The organism is Pseudomonas sp. PAMC 29040 (assembly GCF_003994535.1).
Lineage (GTDB): Bacteria > Pseudomonadota > Gammaproteobacteria > Pseudomonadales > Pseudomonadaceae > Aquipseudomonas > Aquipseudomonas paraversuta.
On record NZ_RZAA01000002.1, the window covers coordinates 381,060 to 400,154 of the forward strand.

Consider the following 19,095-nt stretch of genomic DNA (forward strand, 5'->3'; position numbering starts at 1 on the left):
CAGGCAGCGGCGGCACAGATGCAGGCCAATACCGCACAGACTGTCCGTGATGCGGCTGACACCTTGCGCTGGCGCATTGGTATGGGATTGGCGATTGTCGGTCTGGGTGTCTTGCTGTTGCTGGCGGTGGTGCTGGGGCGGCGGGTGGTCAACAAGCTGCTGCTAATGATTGCCGCGTTGAATGATCTGGCCGCAGGCGAGGGTGATCTGACCAAGCGCGTGGGCCTGGACAGCAAGGATGAGATTGGCGATATGGCGGCGGCGGTGAACCGCTTTATCGACAAGTTGCAGCCCATTGTGCGGGAGGCGGGGGATGTGGCGCAGCGTACCGGGGTCGAGATTGGGGCCATGACGGAGCGCAATGCCGGGGCCAATGCTGCGGCCCAGTTGCAGCGCGATGAGGTGGCGCAGAGCCTGGAGGCACTGTCGACCATGGCCGATGCGGCGCAGTCTGAAAGTCAGGCGATGCAGGCGGCGCTCAAGCAGGTGCAGGATATTCGTCAGGCGACCGATGAAAATACCCGCACCTCGGCGCAAGTGGGCGGCCTGATCGAGGCGCTGGCCGGGCAGGTCGGCGCTGGAGCCAGGGTCATCGAGCGCCTGGCACAGCAAAGTGAGCAAATCGAAGTGGTGCTGACGGTCATTCACGGCATTGCCGAGCAGACCAATCTTCTGGCCCTCAATGCGGCTATTGAGGCTGCGCGGGCAGGGGAGACGGGCCGCGGCTTTGCTGTGGTGGCGGATGAAGTGCGGGCGCTGGCCAGCAAGACGCAAAGCTCCACCGGTGATATCCAGGCCCATATCGTGGCCTTGCAGCAGGGTGCCAAGGAGGCGGTGGCGGCGATCGGGCTGGCAGGGCGTCAAGCCAATGAGGGGTTGGCAGTACTGCGTGGCAGCGTGCAGTTGCAAAAAACCGTGCAGGCTTCTGTTGAGCAGGTGCACGCCGCGATTGGTGACGCCACCAAAGCTGCTGAGCATCAGGCCCGGGGCGCGCATGCGGTACGTGGGCGGGTTGAGGTGATCCATGCCCAGGCCGAGCGTGCGGCGCAGGCGGTCAACGAAACGACCGCCAGCGGGCAGGTGCTGGATGGCCTGGCGGCGCAGCTGAAAGCGAGCCTGGGGCAGTTCAGGGCATAGGCCGCGAGCAACCTGCAGGAGCGAGTTACCCGGCGGGTTGTTAGCGGCTCAGGTACATCTTGGTGGTCAGCAGGTACACCGGCAGTCCCGAGACCACTATCAACAGCGCCGCATAGGGTGCCGCCGCCGCGAACTCGATGTTCGAGGTGTGAGCCCAGACCTGTGTTGCCAATGTATTGAGTCCGGTGGGGCTCAGCAGCAGCGTGGCGGTCAGTTCTTTCATGGCGTCCAGGAACACTAGGGCAAATGCCGCCCCCAGTGCCGGGAAAATGATTGGCAATGTCACTCGGCAAAATGCCGAAAACGACGATGCGCCCAAGGTGCGTGCTGCTTCTTCGAGCTGCGGAGCTGCCTTGTTCAGCGCCGTGCGAATCGGCGCCTGCGCCAGAGGCAAAAACAGCAAGGCATAGGCGATCAGCAGCAGGGCCGAGGTCTGGTACAGCGCAGGCACGTAATGCAGCGAGAAGTACACCAGCGCCAGGGCGATCACCAGGCCGGGCAGTGCATGCAGCAGATACGGCAGGCGCTCGGCCCAGATCGCCAGTTGGCCTTTGTAGCGCACCACCAGCAGGCCGACAGGTACTGCCAGTACCAGGCACAGTGCAGCACCGCCCAGCGCCAGTGACAGGGAGGCGAACAGCGCCTCGCCAATGGCTGCCATCGGGAATGCCGCCGAGCTGCCTTTGACCAGCCAGTACACCAGCATGCCCAGCGGAATCCCGCTGCCAATGATGGCCAGTGCCAGGCAATACAGCTGGCCAAAAAATGACCACTTGCCCAGTTGCACCTGCTCGGCGCGCCGTGCCGCACCCTGGCCGATCCGAATGTGCCGGCCTTTGCCGCGCACTTTCAGTTCCAGCCACAGCAGGCTCAAGCACATCACCAGCAGTACCGCCGAAAGCATGGCCGCATTGGCGTTGCTGAACGACAGCTCGAATTGTTGGTAGATGGCGGTGGTGAAGGTCTGCAGGCCGATGATCGACAGCGCGCCGAATTCCACCAGCATGTGCAGGGCAATCAGCAGCGAGCCCGCCAGCAACGAAGGCCAGAGCAGCGGCAGGGTGATTTTGAAAAATACCCCCCAGCGATTCTGGCCCAGGGTGCGGGCCGACTCTTCAAGTGCCGGATCGAGATTGCGCAGCGTGGCCGCGACCGGCAGGAAGATCAGCGGATATTTGGACAGGCTCATCACCAGGATGGCGCCGCCCAGGCCCTCGAAGCTGGAGCTGAGCGATACCCAGGTGAAGCTGCTGACGAATGCAGGTACGGCAAACGGCAGGCACAGGATCACGCCCCAGAGGCGCCGCCCCGGCAAGCTGCTGCGCTCCAGTAACCAGGCCAGCGACAAACCGATCAGGGCGCAGGTTACCGTTACACCAACCATCAACAGCAGCGTGTTGCGCATCAGGTCAAATACGAAGGGCCGCCACAACAAGTGCACCGCTTGTGCCCATCCGGCCTGCCAGGCCTTGGTGCCGACATACAGCAGCGGCAACAGGCTCAGGCCCACCAGTAACAGCACCGGTAATAACAGCCAGACAGAGGGCTTTTTGCGTTTCACGTTAAAGCGTGCAGGTTGGGCGGCAGACAGCATCAGAGCAGGCCTACATCTTGTTCAAGCTCCAGCGCTTCATCAGCGTTGCCAAGGTCGGCCGGGGTGATTTTTGGCGGTTGCAGTTCATCGAACGGCTTGAGGCCGCGTTCCGACACCATGCCTTTGCGCATCGGGTATTCAGCGGTGGTGTTGGTGATCACCCGCTGACCTTCTTCGCTGGCCATGTAAGCCAGGAGTTGCTGGGCTTCTTTGGGGTGTTTGCTGGCCTTCAAAACGCCGGCGCTGGATACGGTGATCAGGCCGCCCGCATCGCCATCGGTGAAGTAGTGCAGTTTGGAGTTCAGCTTGCCTTTCTCGCGCTGCAAGGCGAACCAGTAGTAATTGTTGACCAGTACGGCGGCCACTTCACCATTCTCGACCGCTTTGAGGGCAACCATGTTGTTGGTGTAGGTCTTGCCGAAGGCGCGCAGACCGGTCAGCCATTCTTCTGCAGCTTCGCGGCCATGCAGTTTGATGATGGCCACAGCCTGTTCCTGGAATGCGCCGCTGGTGGGTACAAAACCGATCTTGCCCTGCCATTCGGGGCCGGCGAAATCCAGAACTGACTTGGGCAGTTCTTCTTCCTTGACCTTGTCCGGGTTGAACGCCACGACGCGGGTGCGTGCAGTCACGCCGATCCAGGTATCGTTGGCGGCCACGTATTCCTTGGGCAGTACTTGCAAGGTGCTGTCGTCGACCTTGGCCAGGAAGCCCTGTTCGCCAAGACTGTTCAGTGGCGGCGACTCCTCGGCGTAGAACACGTCGGCAGGCGAGCGATCGCCTTCTTCGACGATCTGGCTGGCCAGCTGGTTGCTGCTACCTTTGCGCACATTGACGTGAATGCCGGTCTTGGCTTCAAAGGCAGCGGCGAGGTTGTCGCCGACTTCTTTGTGCTGGCCGTTATACAGGGTCAGGGTTACAGGATCGGCAGCGTGAGCGGCGGGAGTGATCAGAGTCAGACCAAGAGTTGCGATGGACAAACTACGCAGTAGAAATGTTGCAAGCTGGGTATTTCGGAGCATCATTCGCTGGGTTCCTCGCTTGGGTACTACAAAACTTGTAACAATAATAAACGATATTGCTTCTCAAGTGCGCCACAAGGATAGGGCGATGGTCGTAGGAGAGGGGGCAAGTGCAGGGTGGGAGGCGATTGCCAGCCACAGAAACGCAAAAACCCGCTTTCGCGGGTTTTTGTGAGGCTTCGAATGTTTTCAGTGAAAACACTTGAAGCTTGAATTGGTGCCCAGAAGAAGACTCGAACTTCCACGACCTTGCGGTCACCAGCACCTGAAGCTGGCGTGTCTACCAATTTCACCATCTGGGCATTATCAGCAACGTTGCCGCTGTTGATGTGGCGCACTATACGGAGCACTTTTAATTCTGTAAAGCCCTGTTTTATTTAGTTTTAATAAATCAGCGGCTTAGAATGCAAAAACCCGCTTTCGCGGGTTTTTGTGTGAGTCTGCAGATTGTACTAATCTGCATCTCTGAATTGGTGCCCAGAAGAAGACTCGAACTTCCACGACCTTGCGGTCACCAGCACCTGAAGCTGGCGTGTCTACCAATTTCACCATCTGGGCATCATCTTCAACGCTGTTGCCGTTGTCGATGGCGCGCACTATACGGACGACCCTTTGACCTGTAAAGCGTTGTGCATAAAAATAGTGAAAAAAATTCGCGAACGGTTAGTCCGCGACATGAATGTGTGCCAGAACGGGCTATTACGGCTCTGTATGAGTCCGAAATTTCCCGTTTCAATACGCGTATGCCAAACTAACCCGCATATAGACAAGGTGAAAACTATCTAATGGCCGATTGGCAGACCCTCGATCCCGAGGCCGCACGTGAAGCGGAAAAATACGAAAACCCTATCCCTAGCCGCGAGCTGATCCTTCAGCATCTGGCCGAGCGTGGTTCGCCGGCTGCTCGCGAGCAGTTGGTAGAAGAGTTCGGTCTGACTACAGAAGACCAAATCGAGGCCTTGCGTCGTCGCCTGCGTGCGATGGAGCGTGATGCCCAGCTCATTTATACCCGCCGTGGCACTTATGCGCCGGTGGACAAGCTCGACCTGATTCTCGGCCGCATCAGTGGCCATCGCGATGGCTTCGGCTTTCTGATCCCTGATGATGGCAGTGACGACCTGTTCATGAGCCCGTCGCAAATGCGCCTGGTGTTCGATGGCGACCGTGCGCTGGCCCGTGTTTCGGGGCTGGATCGCCGTGGTCGTCGTGAAGGCGTAATCGTCGAAGTGGTTTCGCGTGCTCACGAAACCATCGTGGGTCGTTACTTCGAAGAAGGCGGCATTGGCTTTGTAGTTGCCGACAATCCGAAGATCCAGCAAGAAGTGCTGGTTACCCCGGGTCGCAATGCAGGCGCCAAGGTGGGTCAGTTTGTCGAAGTGAAGATTACCCACTGGCCGACGCCGCGCTTCCAGCCGCAAGGTGATGTGCTTGAAGTGGTGGGCAACTACATGGCGCCCGGCATGGAAATCGACATTGCCCTGCGCACCTACGACATTCCTCACGTCTGGCCGGAAGCGGTGCTTAAAGAAGCCGCCAAGCTCAAGCCTGAAGTCGAAGAGAAAGACAAAGAGAAGCGCATCGATCTGCGCCATCTGCCGTTCGTCACCATTGACGGCGAAGATGCCCGCGACTTCGATGACGCTGTTTACTGCGAAGCCAGGCCTGGCAAGCTGCGCCTGTTCTCGGGTGGCTGGACCTTGTACGTGGCCATTGCCGACGTATCCAGCTACGTGAAAATCGGTTCGGCACTGGATGCCGAGTCTCAGGTTCGTGGCAACTCGGTGTACTTCCCTGAGCGCGTGATTCCGATGCTGCCTGAGCAGCTGTCCAACGGTCTGTGCTCCCTGAACCCGAAAGTTGACCGTTTGGCGATGGTTTGCGAGATGACCATCTCCAAATCCGGCGAAATGACCGACTACAAGTTCTACGAGGCGGTGATTCACTCCCAGGCGCGCCTGACCTACAACAAGGTCAGCACCATTCTGGAACAGCCGAAAACCAGCGAAGCCAAGCAACTGCGCAGCGAATACGCTGATGTAGTGCCGCACCTCAAGCAGCTTTACTCGCTGTATAAAGTGCTGCTGGCCGCTCGTCATGTGCGTGGTGCGATTGATTTTGAAACCCAGGAAACCCGGATTATCTTCGGCTCCGAGCGCAAAATTGCCGAGATTCGCCCGACCACCCGTAATGACGCGCACAAGCTGATCGAAGAATGCATGCTGGCGGCCAACGTGGCCACCGCCGAGTTCCTCAAAAAGCACGAAATTCCAGCTCTGTATCGCGTTCACGATGGTCCGCCACCTGAGCGTCTGGAAAAACTCCGTGCATTCCTCGGTGAGCTGGGTCTGAGCCTGCACAAAGGCAAGGACGGCCCGTCGCCGAAGGATTACCAGGCGTTGCTGGCCAGCATCAAGGATCGTCCGGATTTCCACCTGATCCAGACCGTGATGCTGCGTTCGTTGAGCCAGGCGGTGTACAGCGCTGATAACCAGGGCCACTTCGGCCTGAATTATGAAGCCTATACCCACTTCACTTCGCCGATTCGTCGCTACCCGGACTTGCTCACGCACCGGGCGATTCGCAGCGTTATCCATTCCAAAATGGATACCCCGCACGTTCGTCGTGCCGGCGCGATGACGATTCCGAAAGCGCGTATCTATCCGTACGACGAAGCGATCCTCGAGCAGCTCGGCGAACAATGTTCGATGAGCGAGCGCCGTGCCGACGAAGCCACGCGTGACGTGACCAACTGGCTCAAGTGCGAGTTCATGAAGGATCGTGTTGGCGAGTCGTTCCCGGGTGTAGTGACGGCAGTAACGGGCTTTGGCCTGTTTGTCGAACTGACCGACATTTATGTAGAAGGTCTGGTCCACGTGACCGCCTTGCCGGGCGACTACTACCACTTCGATCCTGTGCATCACCGCCTGGCGGGCGAGCGCACCGGTCGCAGCTTCCGTCTGGGCGACACCGTTGAAGTGCGAGTAATGCGCGTCGATCTCGACGAACGCAAAATCGACTTCGAAATGGCTGAGAAAACCCTCAGCGCGCCGATTGGTCGTAAAAATCGTGGTACTGACGCACCTGCTGGCAAAAATGCTGGGAAATCCGGCACCAAAGCCACAGAGAAGCCCGTCGAACCGGCTCCGGCCGCTCGTCGTAGCGCGCCCAAAACTGCCAAGAAATCCGACGAGACCTATCGTCCTGGCGATGCTGCGGCCAAAAATGCCGAGCTGCGTAAAAGTCGTGAATTGAAACAGGCGCTGCTGGCCGACGCGAAAAACGGCGGTCGTGCAGCTGAGTCGGGAAAGTCGGGTAGGGGGGCACCTGCTAAAGACGCAGGCAAGCCTTCCAAGCCGAGCAAACATCGTAAAGGCCCGCCAAAATCGGGCACCGCTCCTGCCGCCAAAAGTGGTGGAGCGCGTAAACCTAAGGTCAAGTCATGAGCCAGTTGGAAAAAATCTACGGTATTCACGCTGTAGAAGCGTTGCTTCGTCACCACCCGAAACGCGTCAAGCAAGTGTGGCTGGCTGAAAGCCGCAACGATCCGCGGGTTCAGACCCTGATCGCGCTGGCCGCTGAAAACCGGATCGATGTCGGCAACGCTGAGCGTCGCGAGATGGACGTTTGGGTTGAAGGCGTGCACCAGGGTGTTGTGGCTGATGTAAGCCCGAGCCAGGTGTGGGGCGAGGCCATGCTCAACGAATTGCTGGATCGTACCGAAGGTGCTCCGCTGATTCTGGTGCTGGACGGCGTGACTGATCCGCACAACCTGGGTGCCTGTTTGCGCACGGCGGATGCGGCGGGTGCTCTGGCCGTCATCGTACCTAAAGACAAGTCTGCAACCTTGACCCCGACTGTACGAAAAGTAGCCTGCGGTGCGGCGGAAGTGATTCCGTTGGTTGCGGTTACCAACCTTGCGGCCACGCTGAAAAAGCTTCAACAGCGCGGACTGTGGATCGTGGGTACTGCTGGCGAAGCCGAGCAGGAACTGTACGACCAGGACATGACTGGCCCGACCATCCTGATCATGGGTGCGGAAGGCAAAGGCATGCGCCGCCTGACTCGCGAGCACTGCGATTACCTGGTGCGCCTGCCGATGGCCGGTAGCGTCAGCAGCCTGAACGTATCGGTAGCGACGGGGGTTTGCCTGTTTGAAGCCCTGCGCCAGCGCAGCGTCAAGGCCAAGACTTCTTCGAAGAAGAAGTAAGCAGCACGCTACATCACTGTGGGAGCCGGCTTGCCGGCGATGGCATCAGCGCGGTCTGTCAGACCCATCGCGTTGTAATCATCGCCAGCAAGCAGGCTCCCACAGTCGCTTGTGGTGGGTGAAGGTCTGGATTGTTCAAATAATCACCAATTGCCTTGCACCTCTCTTGTCCCTTCTCTACAATTGCGCCCCTTGCCGTCATGGCGGGCGCATATGTGCCTCTCTAGGCAAGACACACAAGTGTCATTCACTCCTTGTCTGACCGCTTTTTAGTTAGCGGCAGGCTACAACCCGTAAGGAGCATTCATGCGTCATTACGAAATCATCTTTTTGGTCCACCCGGATCAAAGCGAACAAGTCGGCGGCATGGTAGAGCGTTACACCAAGCTGATCGAAGAAGACGGCGGCAAAATCCACCGTCTGGAAGATTGGGGCCGTCGTCAACTGGCCTACGCAATCAACAATGTTCACAAGGCTCACTACGTGATGCTGAACGTTGAATGCACTGGCAAAGCCCTGGCTGAGCTGGAAGACAACTTCCGTTACAACGATGCTGTGATCCGTAACCTGGTCATCCGTCGCGACGAAGCCGTAACTGGCCAGTCCGAGATGCTCAAGGCTGAAGAGAACCGCAGTGAGCGCCGTGAGCGTCGTGACCGTCCTGAGCATTCTGACAGCGCCGATGGCGATGACAGCGATAACAGCGACGCCAGCGATAACGCTGACGAGTAATCCACGGACCTTTTGAGGAGCCAATTACATGGCACGTTTCTTCCGTCGTCGTAAATTCTGCCGCTTCACCGCAGAAGAAGTGAAAGAGATCGATTACAAGGATCTCAACACTCTGAAAGCTTACGTATCCGAAACCGGCAAAATTGTTCCAAGCCGTATCACCGGTACTAAAGCTCGTTATCAGCGTCAGCTGGCCACCGCTATCAAGCGCGCCCGCTTCCTGGCCCTGCTGGCCTACACCGACAGCCACGGCCGCTGAGACCGGGCAGTCGACAAGTAGTAAAGGATTGAAAGCATGCGCGCCTTAGCTGAGTTCATCATGCGAGGCCGTGTGCAGGCCGCGTTAATCGTGGCCGGATGTGCGGCATTGCCGTTTTTGTTCTGGTTGAGTGCTGCTGCGGGTTGCCTTGTGCTCCTGCGGCGCGGTCCGAGAGATGCCTTGAGCATTCTCTCATGGGCTCTACTGCCGGCCTTGGTCTGGTGGTTTATCGGAGAACCTCGCACCTTGATGGTGCTGCTGGGATCTCTGGGATTGGCGATGATGTTACGCGCCGGTCAGCCCTGGCATCGCGTGCTGCTGGTCAGCGTGGCGTTGGGTGTAGTGTATGGCGTGATCCTGGGTACGGTTTTCCGCGAACCCATTGGTGCGATGGCGCAGGAGTTGGAAAAACTTCTGCCGCAGGTCCTCAATGGTCTCTACGACAAGTTATCTGACGTAGAGCGAGCGCGCCTAGGAGCATTGATTGCCCCTGTTCTTACCGGTTTGATTGCAGCTTTGATGCAGGTCGTCAGCTTGCTTAGCCTGATTATCGGGCGTTACTGGCAGGCGTTGTTGTACAACCCGGGCGGTTTTGCCAGCGAATTTCGCAGCATCCGCCTACCGCTGGGTCCAGCGTTACTGTTGCTGGCGTGCATGCTTGTAGGACCGAACTTCGGCCCTCAAATGGCCATGCTTACGCCGTTGTGCAGCGTAGCGTTGTTCTTCGCCGGGCTGGCCCTGATCCATGGGCTGGTGGCGCAAAAGCGACTGGCCAAGTTTTGGCTGGTGGGGTTGTACGTCACGCTGTTGCTGTTTATGCAGCTGATCTATCCGTTGCTCGTGGTCTTGGCCATTGTCGACAGCCTGATTGATTTCCGTGGACGTCTGGCGCCGAAAGACGCTGATAAAGACTCTGCGGACGGTGAAGGTTAAAAGTTAAGAGGATTTTCACATGCAACTGATCCTTCTGGAAAAAGTCGCGAACCTGGGCAACCTGGGCGACAAAGTAAATGTTAAGGCCGGTTACGGTCGTAACTACCTGCTGCCGTACGGCAAAGCTACCGCTGCAACCGCTGCCAACCTGGCTGCGTTTGAAGAGCGTCGTGCTGAGCTGGAACAAGCAGCAGCAGACAAGAAAGCTTCGGCTGAAACACGCGCTGCCCAACTGGCTGAGCTGGAAGTGACTATCACTGCCACCGCTGGCGACGAAGGCAAGCTGTTCGGTTCGATCGGCACCCACGACATCGCTGATGCACTGACCGCCTCTGGCGTTGAAGTTGCTAAAAGCGAAGTTCGTCTGCCGAACGGCACTATCCGCAACGTTGGCGAATTCGACGTGGCTGTGCACTTGCACGCCGAAGTTGAAGCAACCGTACGCGTTGTTGTGGTAGCTGCTTAAGCAGTCTTAACTGACTGGCACCTTGTGTGTCAGGCGGTTAACATCGGGCACGATCCTGTTTACAGGTCGTGCCCTTTGTCTTTCTGCTGTTCCTGATTTTAAAACCCCCAGCTTTTACAAATTAACCAAGTGGCCATGAACGATATCTCCGCTCCTGAGCAATACGACCTGCAAACCGCATCCCTGAAGGTGCCGCCGCATTCCATCGAGGCCGAACAGGCCGTGCTCGGTGGTTTGATGCTGGACAACAACGCCTGGGAACGCGTGCTGGATCAAGTCTCGGACGGCGACTTCTATCGACATGACCATCGCCTGATCTTCCGCGCAATTGCCAAGCTGGCGGACCAGAACTCCCCGATTGACGTCGTGACCCTTGCCGAGCAACTGGACAAGGAAGGTCAGACGTCGCAAGTCGGTGGCCTGGGCTACCTGGGCGAACTGGCAAAAAACACGCCGTCGGTCGCCAACATCAAGGCCTATGCGCAGATCGTTCGCGAGCGCGCCACACTGCGCCAGCTGATCGGTATCAGCACCGAAATCGCCGATAGCGCGTTCAATCCTGAAGGGCGCAATGCCGCCGAGATTCTTGACGAAGCCGAGCGGCAGATCTTTGCAATTGCCGAGGCCCGGCCAAAAACCGGCGGCCCGGTCAGCGTCAATGATCTGTTGACCAAAGCCATCGACCGGATCGATACGCTGTTCAACACCGACAACGCCATTACCGGCCTGTCCACCGGCTACACCGACCTCGATGGCATGACCAGTGGCTTGCAGCCGTCTGACCTGATCATCGTGGCCGGTCGTCCATCGATGGGTAAAACCACCTTTGCGATGAACCTGGTGGAAAACGCGGTATTGCGCAGCGAAAAAGCGGTACTGGTGTACTCCCTCGAGATGCCAGGCGAATCGCTGATCATGCGTATGCTGTCGTCTCTGGGGCGCATCGACCAGACCAAGGTCCGTGCCGGTCGACTGGAAGACGATGACTGGCCGCGCCTGACCTCGGCGGTCAACCTGCTCAACGACCGCAAGCTGTTCATCGATGACACGGCCGGTATCAGCCCGTCGGAAATGCGCGCCCGTACCCGGCGCCTGGTACGTGAACACGGTGAGATCGGTCTGATCATGATCGACTACCTGCAACTGATGCAGATCCCCGGTTCGGGCGGTGACAACCGCACCAACGAAATCTCCGAGATTTCCCGCTCCCTGAAAGCCCTGGCCAAAGAATTCAATTGCCCGGTGGTGGCGCTGTCACAGCTCAACCGTTCTCTTGAGCAGCGGCCCAACAAGCGCCCGATCAACTCTGACTTGCGTGAATCCGGAGCCATCGAGCAGGATGCCGACGTCATCATGTTCGTGTACCGGGACGAGGTTTATCACCCCGAAACCGAGCACAAGGGCATTGCCGAAATCATCATCGGCAAGCAGCGTAACGGCCCTATCGGTACCACGCGCCTGGCGTTTATCGGCAAATACACGCGCTTCGAAAACCTGGCGCCGGGCAGCTACAACTTCGACGACGATTAACGGCCCGCTGCGTGGTTGCCCCAGGCGGTCACGCTGAGGTTATTGCCGGCAAGGCGGGCATGTGAGGGATCGCAATCACAGGCTCCAATCAATTCCGACCATTACCGTCGGAATTGATCATTTTTTGTGCTATATTCCGCGCCCGCGAATTTCTTCGTAAATGACGCGCCCAATTTTCTGTACTCAACACCGGTCATCGACATGCAATCAGCCAAGCCTCTATTTGACTATCCCAAGTACTGGGCCGAATGTTTCGGTCCAGCGCCATTCCTGCCAATGAGCAGGGAGGAGATGGATCAGCTTGGCTGGGATTCATGCGACATCATCATCGTCACCGGTGATGCCTATGTCGACCACCCGTCGTTCGGCATGGCCATCATCGGTCGCTTGCTGGAGTCCCAGGGCTTCCGTGTGGGCATCATTGCGCAGCCGAACTGGCAGTCCAAAGACGACTTCATGAAGCTGGGCGAGCCGAACCTGTTCTTTGGCGTCGCGGCCGGCAACATGGACTCGATGATCAACCGCTACACCGCCGACAAAAAAATCCGTTCCGATGACGCCTACACCCCCGGTGGCATGGCTGGCAAACGTCCGGATCGCGCGAGCCTGGTGTATAGCCAGCGCTGCAAGGAAGCCTATAAAAATGTACCGATCGTACTCGGTGGCATCGAGGCATCTCTGCGCCGTATCGCCCATTACGACTACTGGCAGGACCGAGTGCGCAACTCGATCCTGATCGACGCCTGCGCCGACATCCTGCTGTACGGCAACGCCGAACGTGCCATTGTCGAAGTTGCCCAGCGTTTGTCGTATGGCCACAAGATCGAAGACATTACCGATGTTCGCGGCACCGCGTTCATTCGTCGCGATACGCCCAAAGACTGGTACGAAGTCGACTCCACGCGTATCGACCGTCCGGGCAAGATCGACAAGATCATCAACCCGTACGTGAACACCCAGGACACCCAGGCCTGCGCCATCGAGCAGGAAAAAGGTCCGGTTGAAGACCCGAACGAAGCCAAGGTCGTGCAACTTCTGGCCAGCCCGCGCATGACCCGTGACAAGACGGTAATCCGTCTGCCATCGGTAGAGAAAGTGCGTGGCGACTCGATTCTGTACGCCCACGCCAACCGCGTGCTGCACCTTGAAACCAACCCGGGTAACGCCCGTGCGCTGGTGCAGAAGCATGGCGAAGTGGATGTGTGGTTCAACCCGCCGCCGATCCCTATGACCACCGAAGAAATGGACTACGTGTTTGGCATGCCTTACGCACGTGTTCCGCATCCTGCGTACGGCAAGGAAAAAATCCCGGCCTACGACATGATCCGCTTCTCGGTGAACATCATGCGTGGCTGCTTTGGCGGCTGCACCTTCTGCTCCATTACCGAGCACGAAGGCCGGATCATCCAGAACCGTTCCGAAGAGTCGATCATTCGCGAAATCGAAGAGATCCGTGACAAGGTGCCAGGCTTTACCGGCGTCATTTCCGACCTCGGTGGCCCGACCGCGAACATGTACCGCATCGCCTGCAAAACGCCGGAAATCGAATCCGCGTGCCGCAAGCCATCCTGCGTGTTCCCGGGTATTTGCCCGAACCTGAACACCGACCACTCGTCGTTGATTCAGCTGTATCGCAGCGCCCGTGCCTTGCCGGGGGTGAAGAAAATCCTGATTGCTTCCGGTCTGCGCTACGACCTCGCGGTCGAGTCGCCGGAATACGTTAAAGAGCTGGTGACGCACCACGTAGGTGGTTACCTGAAGATCGCCCCGGAACACACCGAGGAAGGTCCGCTCAACCAGATGATGAAGCCGGGCATTGGCAGCTATGACAAGTTCAAGCGCATGTTCGAGAAGTACACCAAGGAAGCAGGCAAAGAGCAGTACCTGATCCCGTACTTCATCGCCGCTCACCCCGGCACCAAAGATGAAGACATGATGAACCTTGCGCTGTGGCTCAAGGGCAATGGCTTCCGTGCTGACCAGGTGCAGGCGTTCTACCCGTCGCCGATGGCCACTGCCACCGCGATGTACCACTCGGGCAAGAACCCGCTGCGCAAGGTCACATACAAAAGCGACTCGGTGGTTATCGTCAAGAGCGAAGAACAGCGTCGGCTGCACAAGGCGTTCTTGCGCTACCACGACCCCAAGGGCTGGCCAATGCTGCGTGAGGCCCTGACCCGCATGGGCCGTGCCGACCTGATTGGTTCGGGTAAAGACCAGCTGATTCCATTGCATCAGCCAGCCACTGACAGCTACCAGAGTGCCCGTCGCAAAAACTCGACGCCTGCAGGCAGCCACAAGGTCGCCGGCGAAAAAACCACCAAGATCCTCACCCAGCACACCGGCCTGCCGCCGCGTGCCAGCGATGGTGGTAACCCGTGGGACAAGCGCGAGCAGGCCAAGGCCGCTGCATTTGCCCGTAACAAGCAGGCTGCCAAAGAGCGCCATGAAGCGGCCAAGGGCGGCAAGAGCCAGAAGCCGACCCGTAAGCCGGTGGTACCGCGCTAACGTCTGCCGGGGCCGGTTAGCCGGCTCCTGCAAAAGCGCTTTGGCCAAACACAACGCCAGCCTTCGGGCTGGCGTTGTGCATTCTGCGCGCGCACAAGCTCGTCAGGCGTGAATCGACTGATTGGTGCAAGGGATGCGGGGGCGGGTGGTCTGGAGCGTCTGAGGATGCAGCACAGGCAATCAGGTGGACTGCGAGGATCAACAGCCGGGCTGCTGATCCTGATCACAGATCCTGTGGGCCGGGTTGTGGATAACCGGGCCGAGGGTATTACGCGTCGGGTGCTTTTTGTTCTACGGCGTCGGTGTTTTCAGCAACAACCTCAGCTTCTGCATCGACGTCAACGTCGGCATTCGGGTCCAGCTCTACAGTACCTTCCTCAGCAGCCGCTTTCTTGCGGGCAAGCTTTTCTTCTTTCTTCTGCTCTTTAGCCAAGTCTCTTTGACGCTTAGCGAAGTTGTAATTTGGTTTGGCCATGGGCGATCCTCTGGGGGTCGAAGGGGTTGAGCGGCGCGTATTCTGCCCTGTATTAGTGCTTAGCCGTTAGCTGGGTTTTAGCAAGTCGCTATTTTGCGCTGAAAACACGACTCTACACTGCCGAAAAAGCCGGTTGTGGATTAAATCTCTGAACGAAGCTGATAGCAGCGGCTGATCAGCGCAGAAAGTCCCGTCACTTATTCCTCCGAATACCCTGTTGATGACCTAAGGTGATAAGCCCGGCGTTCCTCTGGTGGGCGAATTGTTTCGAACAATGCCAGGACCATGATTCAGATCATTGGAATCGAGACAATTTTCGGGCAATCTGTATACAGATTTTTTTCATACCCTGCCTTGGAGATACACCATGTTTGCCAAAGTTCTTGCGGTATCCCTTTTGACCCTGGCCAGCGGCCATTTGCTGGCGGCTGAATGCGCTGTGACTGTCGATTCGACTGACCAAATGTCTTACAACACCAAAGAGATCGTCATCGACAAGTCCTGCAAGACCTTCACCGTTAACCTGACGCACTCCGGCAGCTTGCCGAAAAACGTCATGGGTCATAACTGGGTGTTGAGCAAAACTGCAGACATGGCAGGTGTAGCGACTGACGGCATGGCCGCCGGGCTGGATAAAAACTACCTGAAAGACGGTGACACCCGCATCATTGCCCACACCAAGATCATTGGTGCCGGTGAGAAAGACTCGGTGACCTTCGACGTGTCGAAGTTGAATCCGGCTGAATCGTACGAGTTCTTCTGCACATTCCCTGGCCACAACTCGATGATGAAAGGCGCCGTGGTCCTCAAATAAGCCCCGGCCTGCCAATCAACAGCCCTGACGCGCCTTGTGCGCTCAGGGCTGTTTGCATTCAGGCTTTTGAATCGGTCATCTTGAAAATGCCCTGGGCATTGCTGCTGTCGAAATTCAGATCGATCCGCCCGTTTTCCGGGTCGACCTTGCGCTGAATAAATTCGACAAACGAGCCCGGCACCTGATGCTCGCGATAATGACCGGCGGCATCGATCAGCCCCCGGGTCACCGTGCAGGCACGATAGGCAGTCTGCATCACCCGGCCTGAGGCAGAGACCTCGATGCTGTCCTTCATCGGCCGCTGCAAGTCTCGCTGTTGGGCCACGCAGGCGTTGAGATCCTGCACGCGATCGGTCAGATGGTTGAAGCTGTTGCCCTCGGTGGCAATCCAGGCCATCTCTGCACTTTCATCGAGCAGAGATTGGTAATCGGCCTCGAGCACCACGCCGTGTTGACGGCCGAATGCCCGGTACAGCGCCGGCAGCAGGGTGCGCGCCTCGCCGAGGCTGCAATGACGGGTGAGGCTCAGGCGCTCGAGAATGCTGGTGTGTTCGGCTTGCAGCGGATCGAGACTGGAGCTGACAACCCGGGTAACCGCCTGCTGAAACGTCTGGCTAAAACGCCCCGGATGTAATTCCGAGACAAAAAACTGCGCAATGTCTTCAGGCAGGTCCATCTGCCGATAGCCCCAGCCGGTCATGTTCAGCTTGGTCAGCGGATAGGTTCGTACATCGGTAAAGCCCAGTGGCTCCAGCAGCCGCGCAAAGGCCTGGCGGCCGCGGGGCAGTTCGCCGTTGGCGGGCCAGTCGACGGTGCGGATCGCGCCGTGGTCAAACACCACTTTGCGCCCTTGCTGCGCCTGCTCCTCAACGTAGCGTCGGCCATCCGGCACGGCGTCTACCAGCTTGTGCAGCAGGCACAGGTTCAACCCTTCGGCCAGCCAGGCCCGGTGCACGGCCTGTTGATTCCAGCTGAAAGCCCGCAGCCCCCGGGGCACCTCGACATGCTCGCGCAGCCAATGGGCTGCAGATTGACCGAGCACAGACTCGACAAGAGAGAACAAACCATCGAAAGAAGACATGGGGCAGGGCTCTGGCGACCAAATAGACGCCTATCAAAGCCTTTGAATGCAGAGGCGGCAAGCGAAAAAAAACGTGGGGTTCATTCCGTTTTTTCGTACATGCCCAGTCTTTGCCAGGCCTGGGGGAGCTGGCAGCCAGCTCCCCCAGGTGCCGGGCTTGCTTCAAGGCGCCAGCGGCATTTCACGCTTGTGCTGGGTCTTTTCATAGGTGCGGCAGATGATCCCGAACGCTTCCTGACTCACCGGCTCGCCATGCAAGAACGCATCAATCTCGGCGTAGGTCACGCCATGGGAGGCTTCATCAGGTTTGCCGGGCTCCAGATCTTCAAGGTCGGCAGTCGGGACTTTCTCCACCAGGGATTCTGGCGCACCAAAGTGTCGTGCAATCGCCCGCACCTGATTCTTCACCAGGCCGCTGAGGGGGGCCAGGTCGCAGGAACCGTCACCGAACTTGGTGAAAAAGCCCATCACCGCTTCGGCAGCGTGGTCAGTGCCGATCACCAGGCCACCGGTGGCTCCGGCGATGGTGTATTGCGCCACCATGCGCATCCGCGCCTTGGTATTGCCGAGGACAAAATCCACCGTGGCGTGGGGCTTGCCTTCAAAAGCCGACACCTCAGCGGCCAGCGCTTTGACCGCCGGGCCGATATTCACGGTTTGACGTTGGTCCGGGTCAATAAAGTCGACGGCCGCAGTGGCGTCGACTTCGTCGTGCTGCACGCCGTATGGCAGGCGCACGGCAATAAAACGGTAGTCCTGATCGCCGCTCTGCTCGCGCAGTTGCTTGACTGCGCGCTGGGCCATCAAGCCAGCAGTCAGCGAATCGACCCCGCCGCTGATGCCCAGCACCAGGGTCTTGAGCCCGGAGTTGTGCAGGCAGCACTGGATAAAGGTAATGCGTCGTGCCACTTCGGCCTCAAGGGCTGCAGTGTCGCTAAACGGCGGTTGGACCTTGAGCTCTTCAGCAATCTGACGCTGTACGGCCTGCATGATTCACTCCTTTGGAGGTAGTTCAGGAACATGGAAAACATGGCGCAAGTAGGCGGCAAAGTTCGGGTCCGAGCAATGGGTCTTGCCCGGCTCATCCGAAATCTTGGCCACGGGTGAGCCATTACAGGCGGTCATTTTAAGCACGATGCTCATTGGCTCGACACCCGGAATGTCGCAGGTCAGGTTGGTGCCGATGCCGAAGCTGACGTTGATCCGCCCGCGCAGTGCCCGGAAAATCTCCAGGGAGCGGGGCAGGGTCAGGCTGTCGGAGAACACCAGGGTCTTGCTCATCGGGTCAATGCCCAGCTTGTGGTAGTGCGCGATGCATTTTTCGGCCCATACCACCGGATCCCCCGAATCGTGGCGCAAACCGTCGAACAGCTTGGCAAAGTACAGATCGAAATCGGCCAGAAACGCATCGGTGGTGATGCAGTCAGTCAGGGCAATCCCCAGCAGCCCGCGGTATTCGCGCACCCAACAATCGAGCGCGGCACTCTGGCTGTCGATCAATCGCGGGCCCAGTTGCTGATGGGCCATGATCCATTCATGGGCCATGGTGCCCAGAGGCTTCATGTCCAGTTCGCGGGACAGGTTGACGTTACTGGTACCGACGAAGCGCCCCGGGAAGTCGTGCTTGAGCACACTGACCACTTCTTCCTGTACCCGGTACGAAAAGCGTCGGCGTGTACCGAAATCGGCCACCTGCAAATCGGCCAGTTCATCTGCGCTGGCGTTGGCCTGCAGCCAGTCAAACTTGCGGTACAGCTGCTCGCGGGCCTGGGACAGCACCGTGTCGGCATAGCGCGAGCGGTTGCGTACTTCACTGACGATCGCCAGTAACGGTACTTCAAACAGAATGACGTGCAGCCACGGCCCGCGCAGGCGGATAAACAGCTCGCCGTTTTCGATGCCGGTGTGCACATAGCGCAAGTTGAAGCGAAACAGCCCCAGGAAGCGTATGAAATCAGGCTTCATAAAGGTGATTCGTTCCAGAAACCCCAGTTGATCCTGAGTCATGCTCAGCTCGCCCAGACGCTCGATCTGGTGGCGAATTTCATTCAGGTACGGGCGCAAGTCCTCGCTGTTACGGCAGCGGAACTCCCACTCGACTTCAACGTTGGGATAGTTGTGCAGCACCGCCTGCATCATGGTCAATTTGTAGAAGTCGGTGTCGAGCAAGTTCTGCACGATGCGATCGGCAAACACACTCTCGCTCATAGCGGCAATCTCCATGCTGGCCGTGCCAGATAATCACGACGTTCAGCTCTTTCAATGAATGGCGCTAGTGGCGCATATCCGCGGGCGGTTTTGCCAGCGGTTTTTCTCTTGTCTGCAGGGGCGAGCAAG

15 protein-coding genes, 2 tRNA genes and 2 pseudogenes are annotated in these 19,095 nt (G+C 58.2%); 11 read left to right on the forward strand and 8 right to left on the reverse strand.

Going from position 1 to position 19,095, the window contains the following annotated elements; genetic code table 11:
- Positions 1–165 precede the first annotated feature (165 nt).
- Positions 166–231: pseudogene (locus WG29040_RS24680) on the forward strand (hypothetical protein); the annotation flags it as partial.
- A gap of 411 nt (positions 232–642) precedes the next feature.
- A pseudogene (locus tag WG29040_RS24685) lies at positions 643–1,137 on the forward strand (methyl-accepting chemotaxis protein); the annotation flags it as partial.
- A gap of 40 nt (positions 1,138–1,177) precedes the next feature.
- On the opposite strand, the gene WG29040_RS04650 reads toward WG29040_RS24685, so the two are convergent.
- From WG29040_RS04650 to WG29040_RS04665, 4 genes are all read right to left on the reverse strand, one after another.
- A complete protein-coding gene (locus WG29040_RS04650; RefSeq protein WP_003439041.1) occupies positions 1,178–2,731 on the reverse strand; it encodes an iron ABC transporter permease in 1,554 nt (517 codons plus the stop codon).
- Entirely contained in the window at positions 2,731–3,756 is a 1,026-nt protein-coding gene (locus tag WG29040_RS04655) for an iron ABC transporter substrate-binding protein (RefSeq protein WP_003439042.1), read from the reverse strand. The genes WG29040_RS04650 and WG29040_RS04655 overlap by 1 nt, the downstream gene beginning before the upstream one ends.
- Positions 3,757–3,968: 212 nt before the next feature.
- Positions 3,969–4,055, reverse strand: a tRNA-Leu gene (locus WG29040_RS04660).
- Between the two features lie 169 nt (positions 4,056–4,224).
- Positions 4,225–4,311: transfer RNA gene (locus WG29040_RS04665), tRNA-Leu, on the reverse strand.
- A 227-nt stretch (positions 4,312–4,538) separates the two neighbouring features.
- Between WG29040_RS04665 and rnr the strand changes: the two genes are divergently transcribed.
- The 8 genes from rnr to WG29040_RS04710 all read left to right on the forward strand — a co-directional run bounded on the left by rnr (position 4,539) and on the right by WG29040_RS04710 (position 14,388).
- On the forward strand, positions 4,539–7,196 hold the full coding sequence (gene rnr, locus WG29040_RS04670) for a ribonuclease R (RefSeq protein ID WP_003439043.1): 2,658 nt from the start codon (positions 4,539–4,541) through the stop codon (positions 7,194–7,196).
- Positions 7,193–7,960 carry a 23S rRNA (guanosine(2251)-2'-O)-methyltransferase RlmB gene (gene rlmB / locus WG29040_RS04675; RefSeq protein ID WP_003439044.1) on the forward strand — a complete coding sequence of 256 codons (768 nt, stop codon included), beginning with the start codon at positions 7,193–7,195 and terminating at the stop codon, positions 7,958–7,960. Before rnr ends, rlmB begins: the two co-directional genes overlap by 4 nt.
- Positions 7,961–8,266: 306 nt before the next feature.
- Complete coding sequence (rpsF, locus tag WG29040_RS04685) at positions 8,267–8,692, forward strand: 30S ribosomal protein S6 (protein WP_003439045.1); 426 nt, start codon at positions 8,267–8,269, stop codon at positions 8,690–8,692.
- Between the two features lie 28 nt (positions 8,693–8,720).
- Entirely contained in the window at positions 8,721–8,951 is a 231-nt protein-coding gene (gene rpsR, locus WG29040_RS04690; protein ID WP_003171373.1) for a 30S ribosomal protein S18, read from the forward strand.
- A gap of 36 nt (positions 8,952–8,987) precedes the next feature.
- Positions 8,988–9,884, forward strand: coding sequence for a hypothetical protein (locus WG29040_RS04695; RefSeq protein ID WP_003439046.1), 897 nt, complete (start codon positions 8,988–8,990; stop codon positions 9,882–9,884).
- Between the two features lie 19 nt (positions 9,885–9,903).
- Positions 9,904–10,350 carry a 50S ribosomal protein L9 gene (rplI, locus tag WG29040_RS04700; RefSeq protein ID WP_003439047.1) on the forward strand — a complete coding sequence of 149 codons (447 nt, stop codon included), beginning with the start codon at positions 9,904–9,906 and terminating at the stop codon, positions 10,348–10,350.
- Between the two features lie 135 nt (positions 10,351–10,485).
- Positions 10,486–11,880: a replicative DNA helicase gene (gene dnaB / locus WG29040_RS04705; protein ID WP_003439048.1), complete on the forward strand. Its 1,395-nt coding sequence runs from the start codon at positions 10,486–10,488 to the stop codon at positions 11,878–11,880.
- A gap of 201 nt (positions 11,881–12,081) precedes the next feature.
- Positions 12,082–14,388, forward strand: a complete 2,307-nt coding sequence (locus WG29040_RS04710) for a YgiQ family radical SAM protein (RefSeq protein ID WP_003439049.1) — start codon at positions 12,082–12,084, stop codon at positions 14,386–14,388.
- A gap of 268 nt (positions 14,389–14,656) precedes the next feature.
- On the opposite strand, the gene WG29040_RS04715 is transcribed toward WG29040_RS04710, so the two are convergent.
- Positions 14,657–14,863, reverse strand: coding sequence for a hypothetical protein (locus WG29040_RS04715; protein ID WP_003439050.1), 207 nt, complete (start codon positions 14,861–14,863; stop codon positions 14,657–14,659).
- A gap of 367 nt (positions 14,864–15,230) precedes the next feature.
- Between WG29040_RS04715 and azu the strand changes: the two genes are divergently transcribed.
- Complete coding sequence (azu, locus tag WG29040_RS04720) at positions 15,231–15,677, forward strand: azurin (RefSeq protein ID WP_003439051.1); 447 nt, start codon at positions 15,231–15,233, stop codon at positions 15,675–15,677.
- A gap of 58 nt (positions 15,678–15,735) precedes the next feature.
- On the opposite strand, the gene WG29040_RS04725 is transcribed toward azu, so the two are convergent.
- The 3 genes from WG29040_RS04725 to pncB all read right to left on the reverse strand — a co-directional run bounded on the left by WG29040_RS04725 (position 15,736) and on the right by pncB (position 18,966).
- Positions 15,736–16,758 carry a DUF1338 domain-containing protein gene (locus WG29040_RS04725; protein ID WP_127195739.1) on the reverse strand — a complete coding sequence of 341 codons (1,023 nt, stop codon included), beginning with the start codon at positions 16,756–16,758 and terminating at the stop codon, positions 15,736–15,738.
- A 162-nt stretch (positions 16,759–16,920) separates the two neighbouring features.
- Positions 16,921–17,748, reverse strand: coding sequence for an ammonia-dependent NAD(+) synthetase (gene nadE, locus WG29040_RS04730; protein WP_010656252.1), 828 nt, complete (start codon positions 17,746–17,748; stop codon positions 16,921–16,923).
- 3 nt (positions 17,749–17,751) lie between these two features.
- Positions 17,752–18,966, reverse strand: coding sequence for a nicotinate phosphoribosyltransferase (gene pncB / locus WG29040_RS04735; protein WP_003439057.1), 1,215 nt, complete (start codon positions 18,964–18,966; stop codon positions 17,752–17,754).
- Between the last annotated feature and the right edge of the window lie 129 nt (positions 18,967–19,095).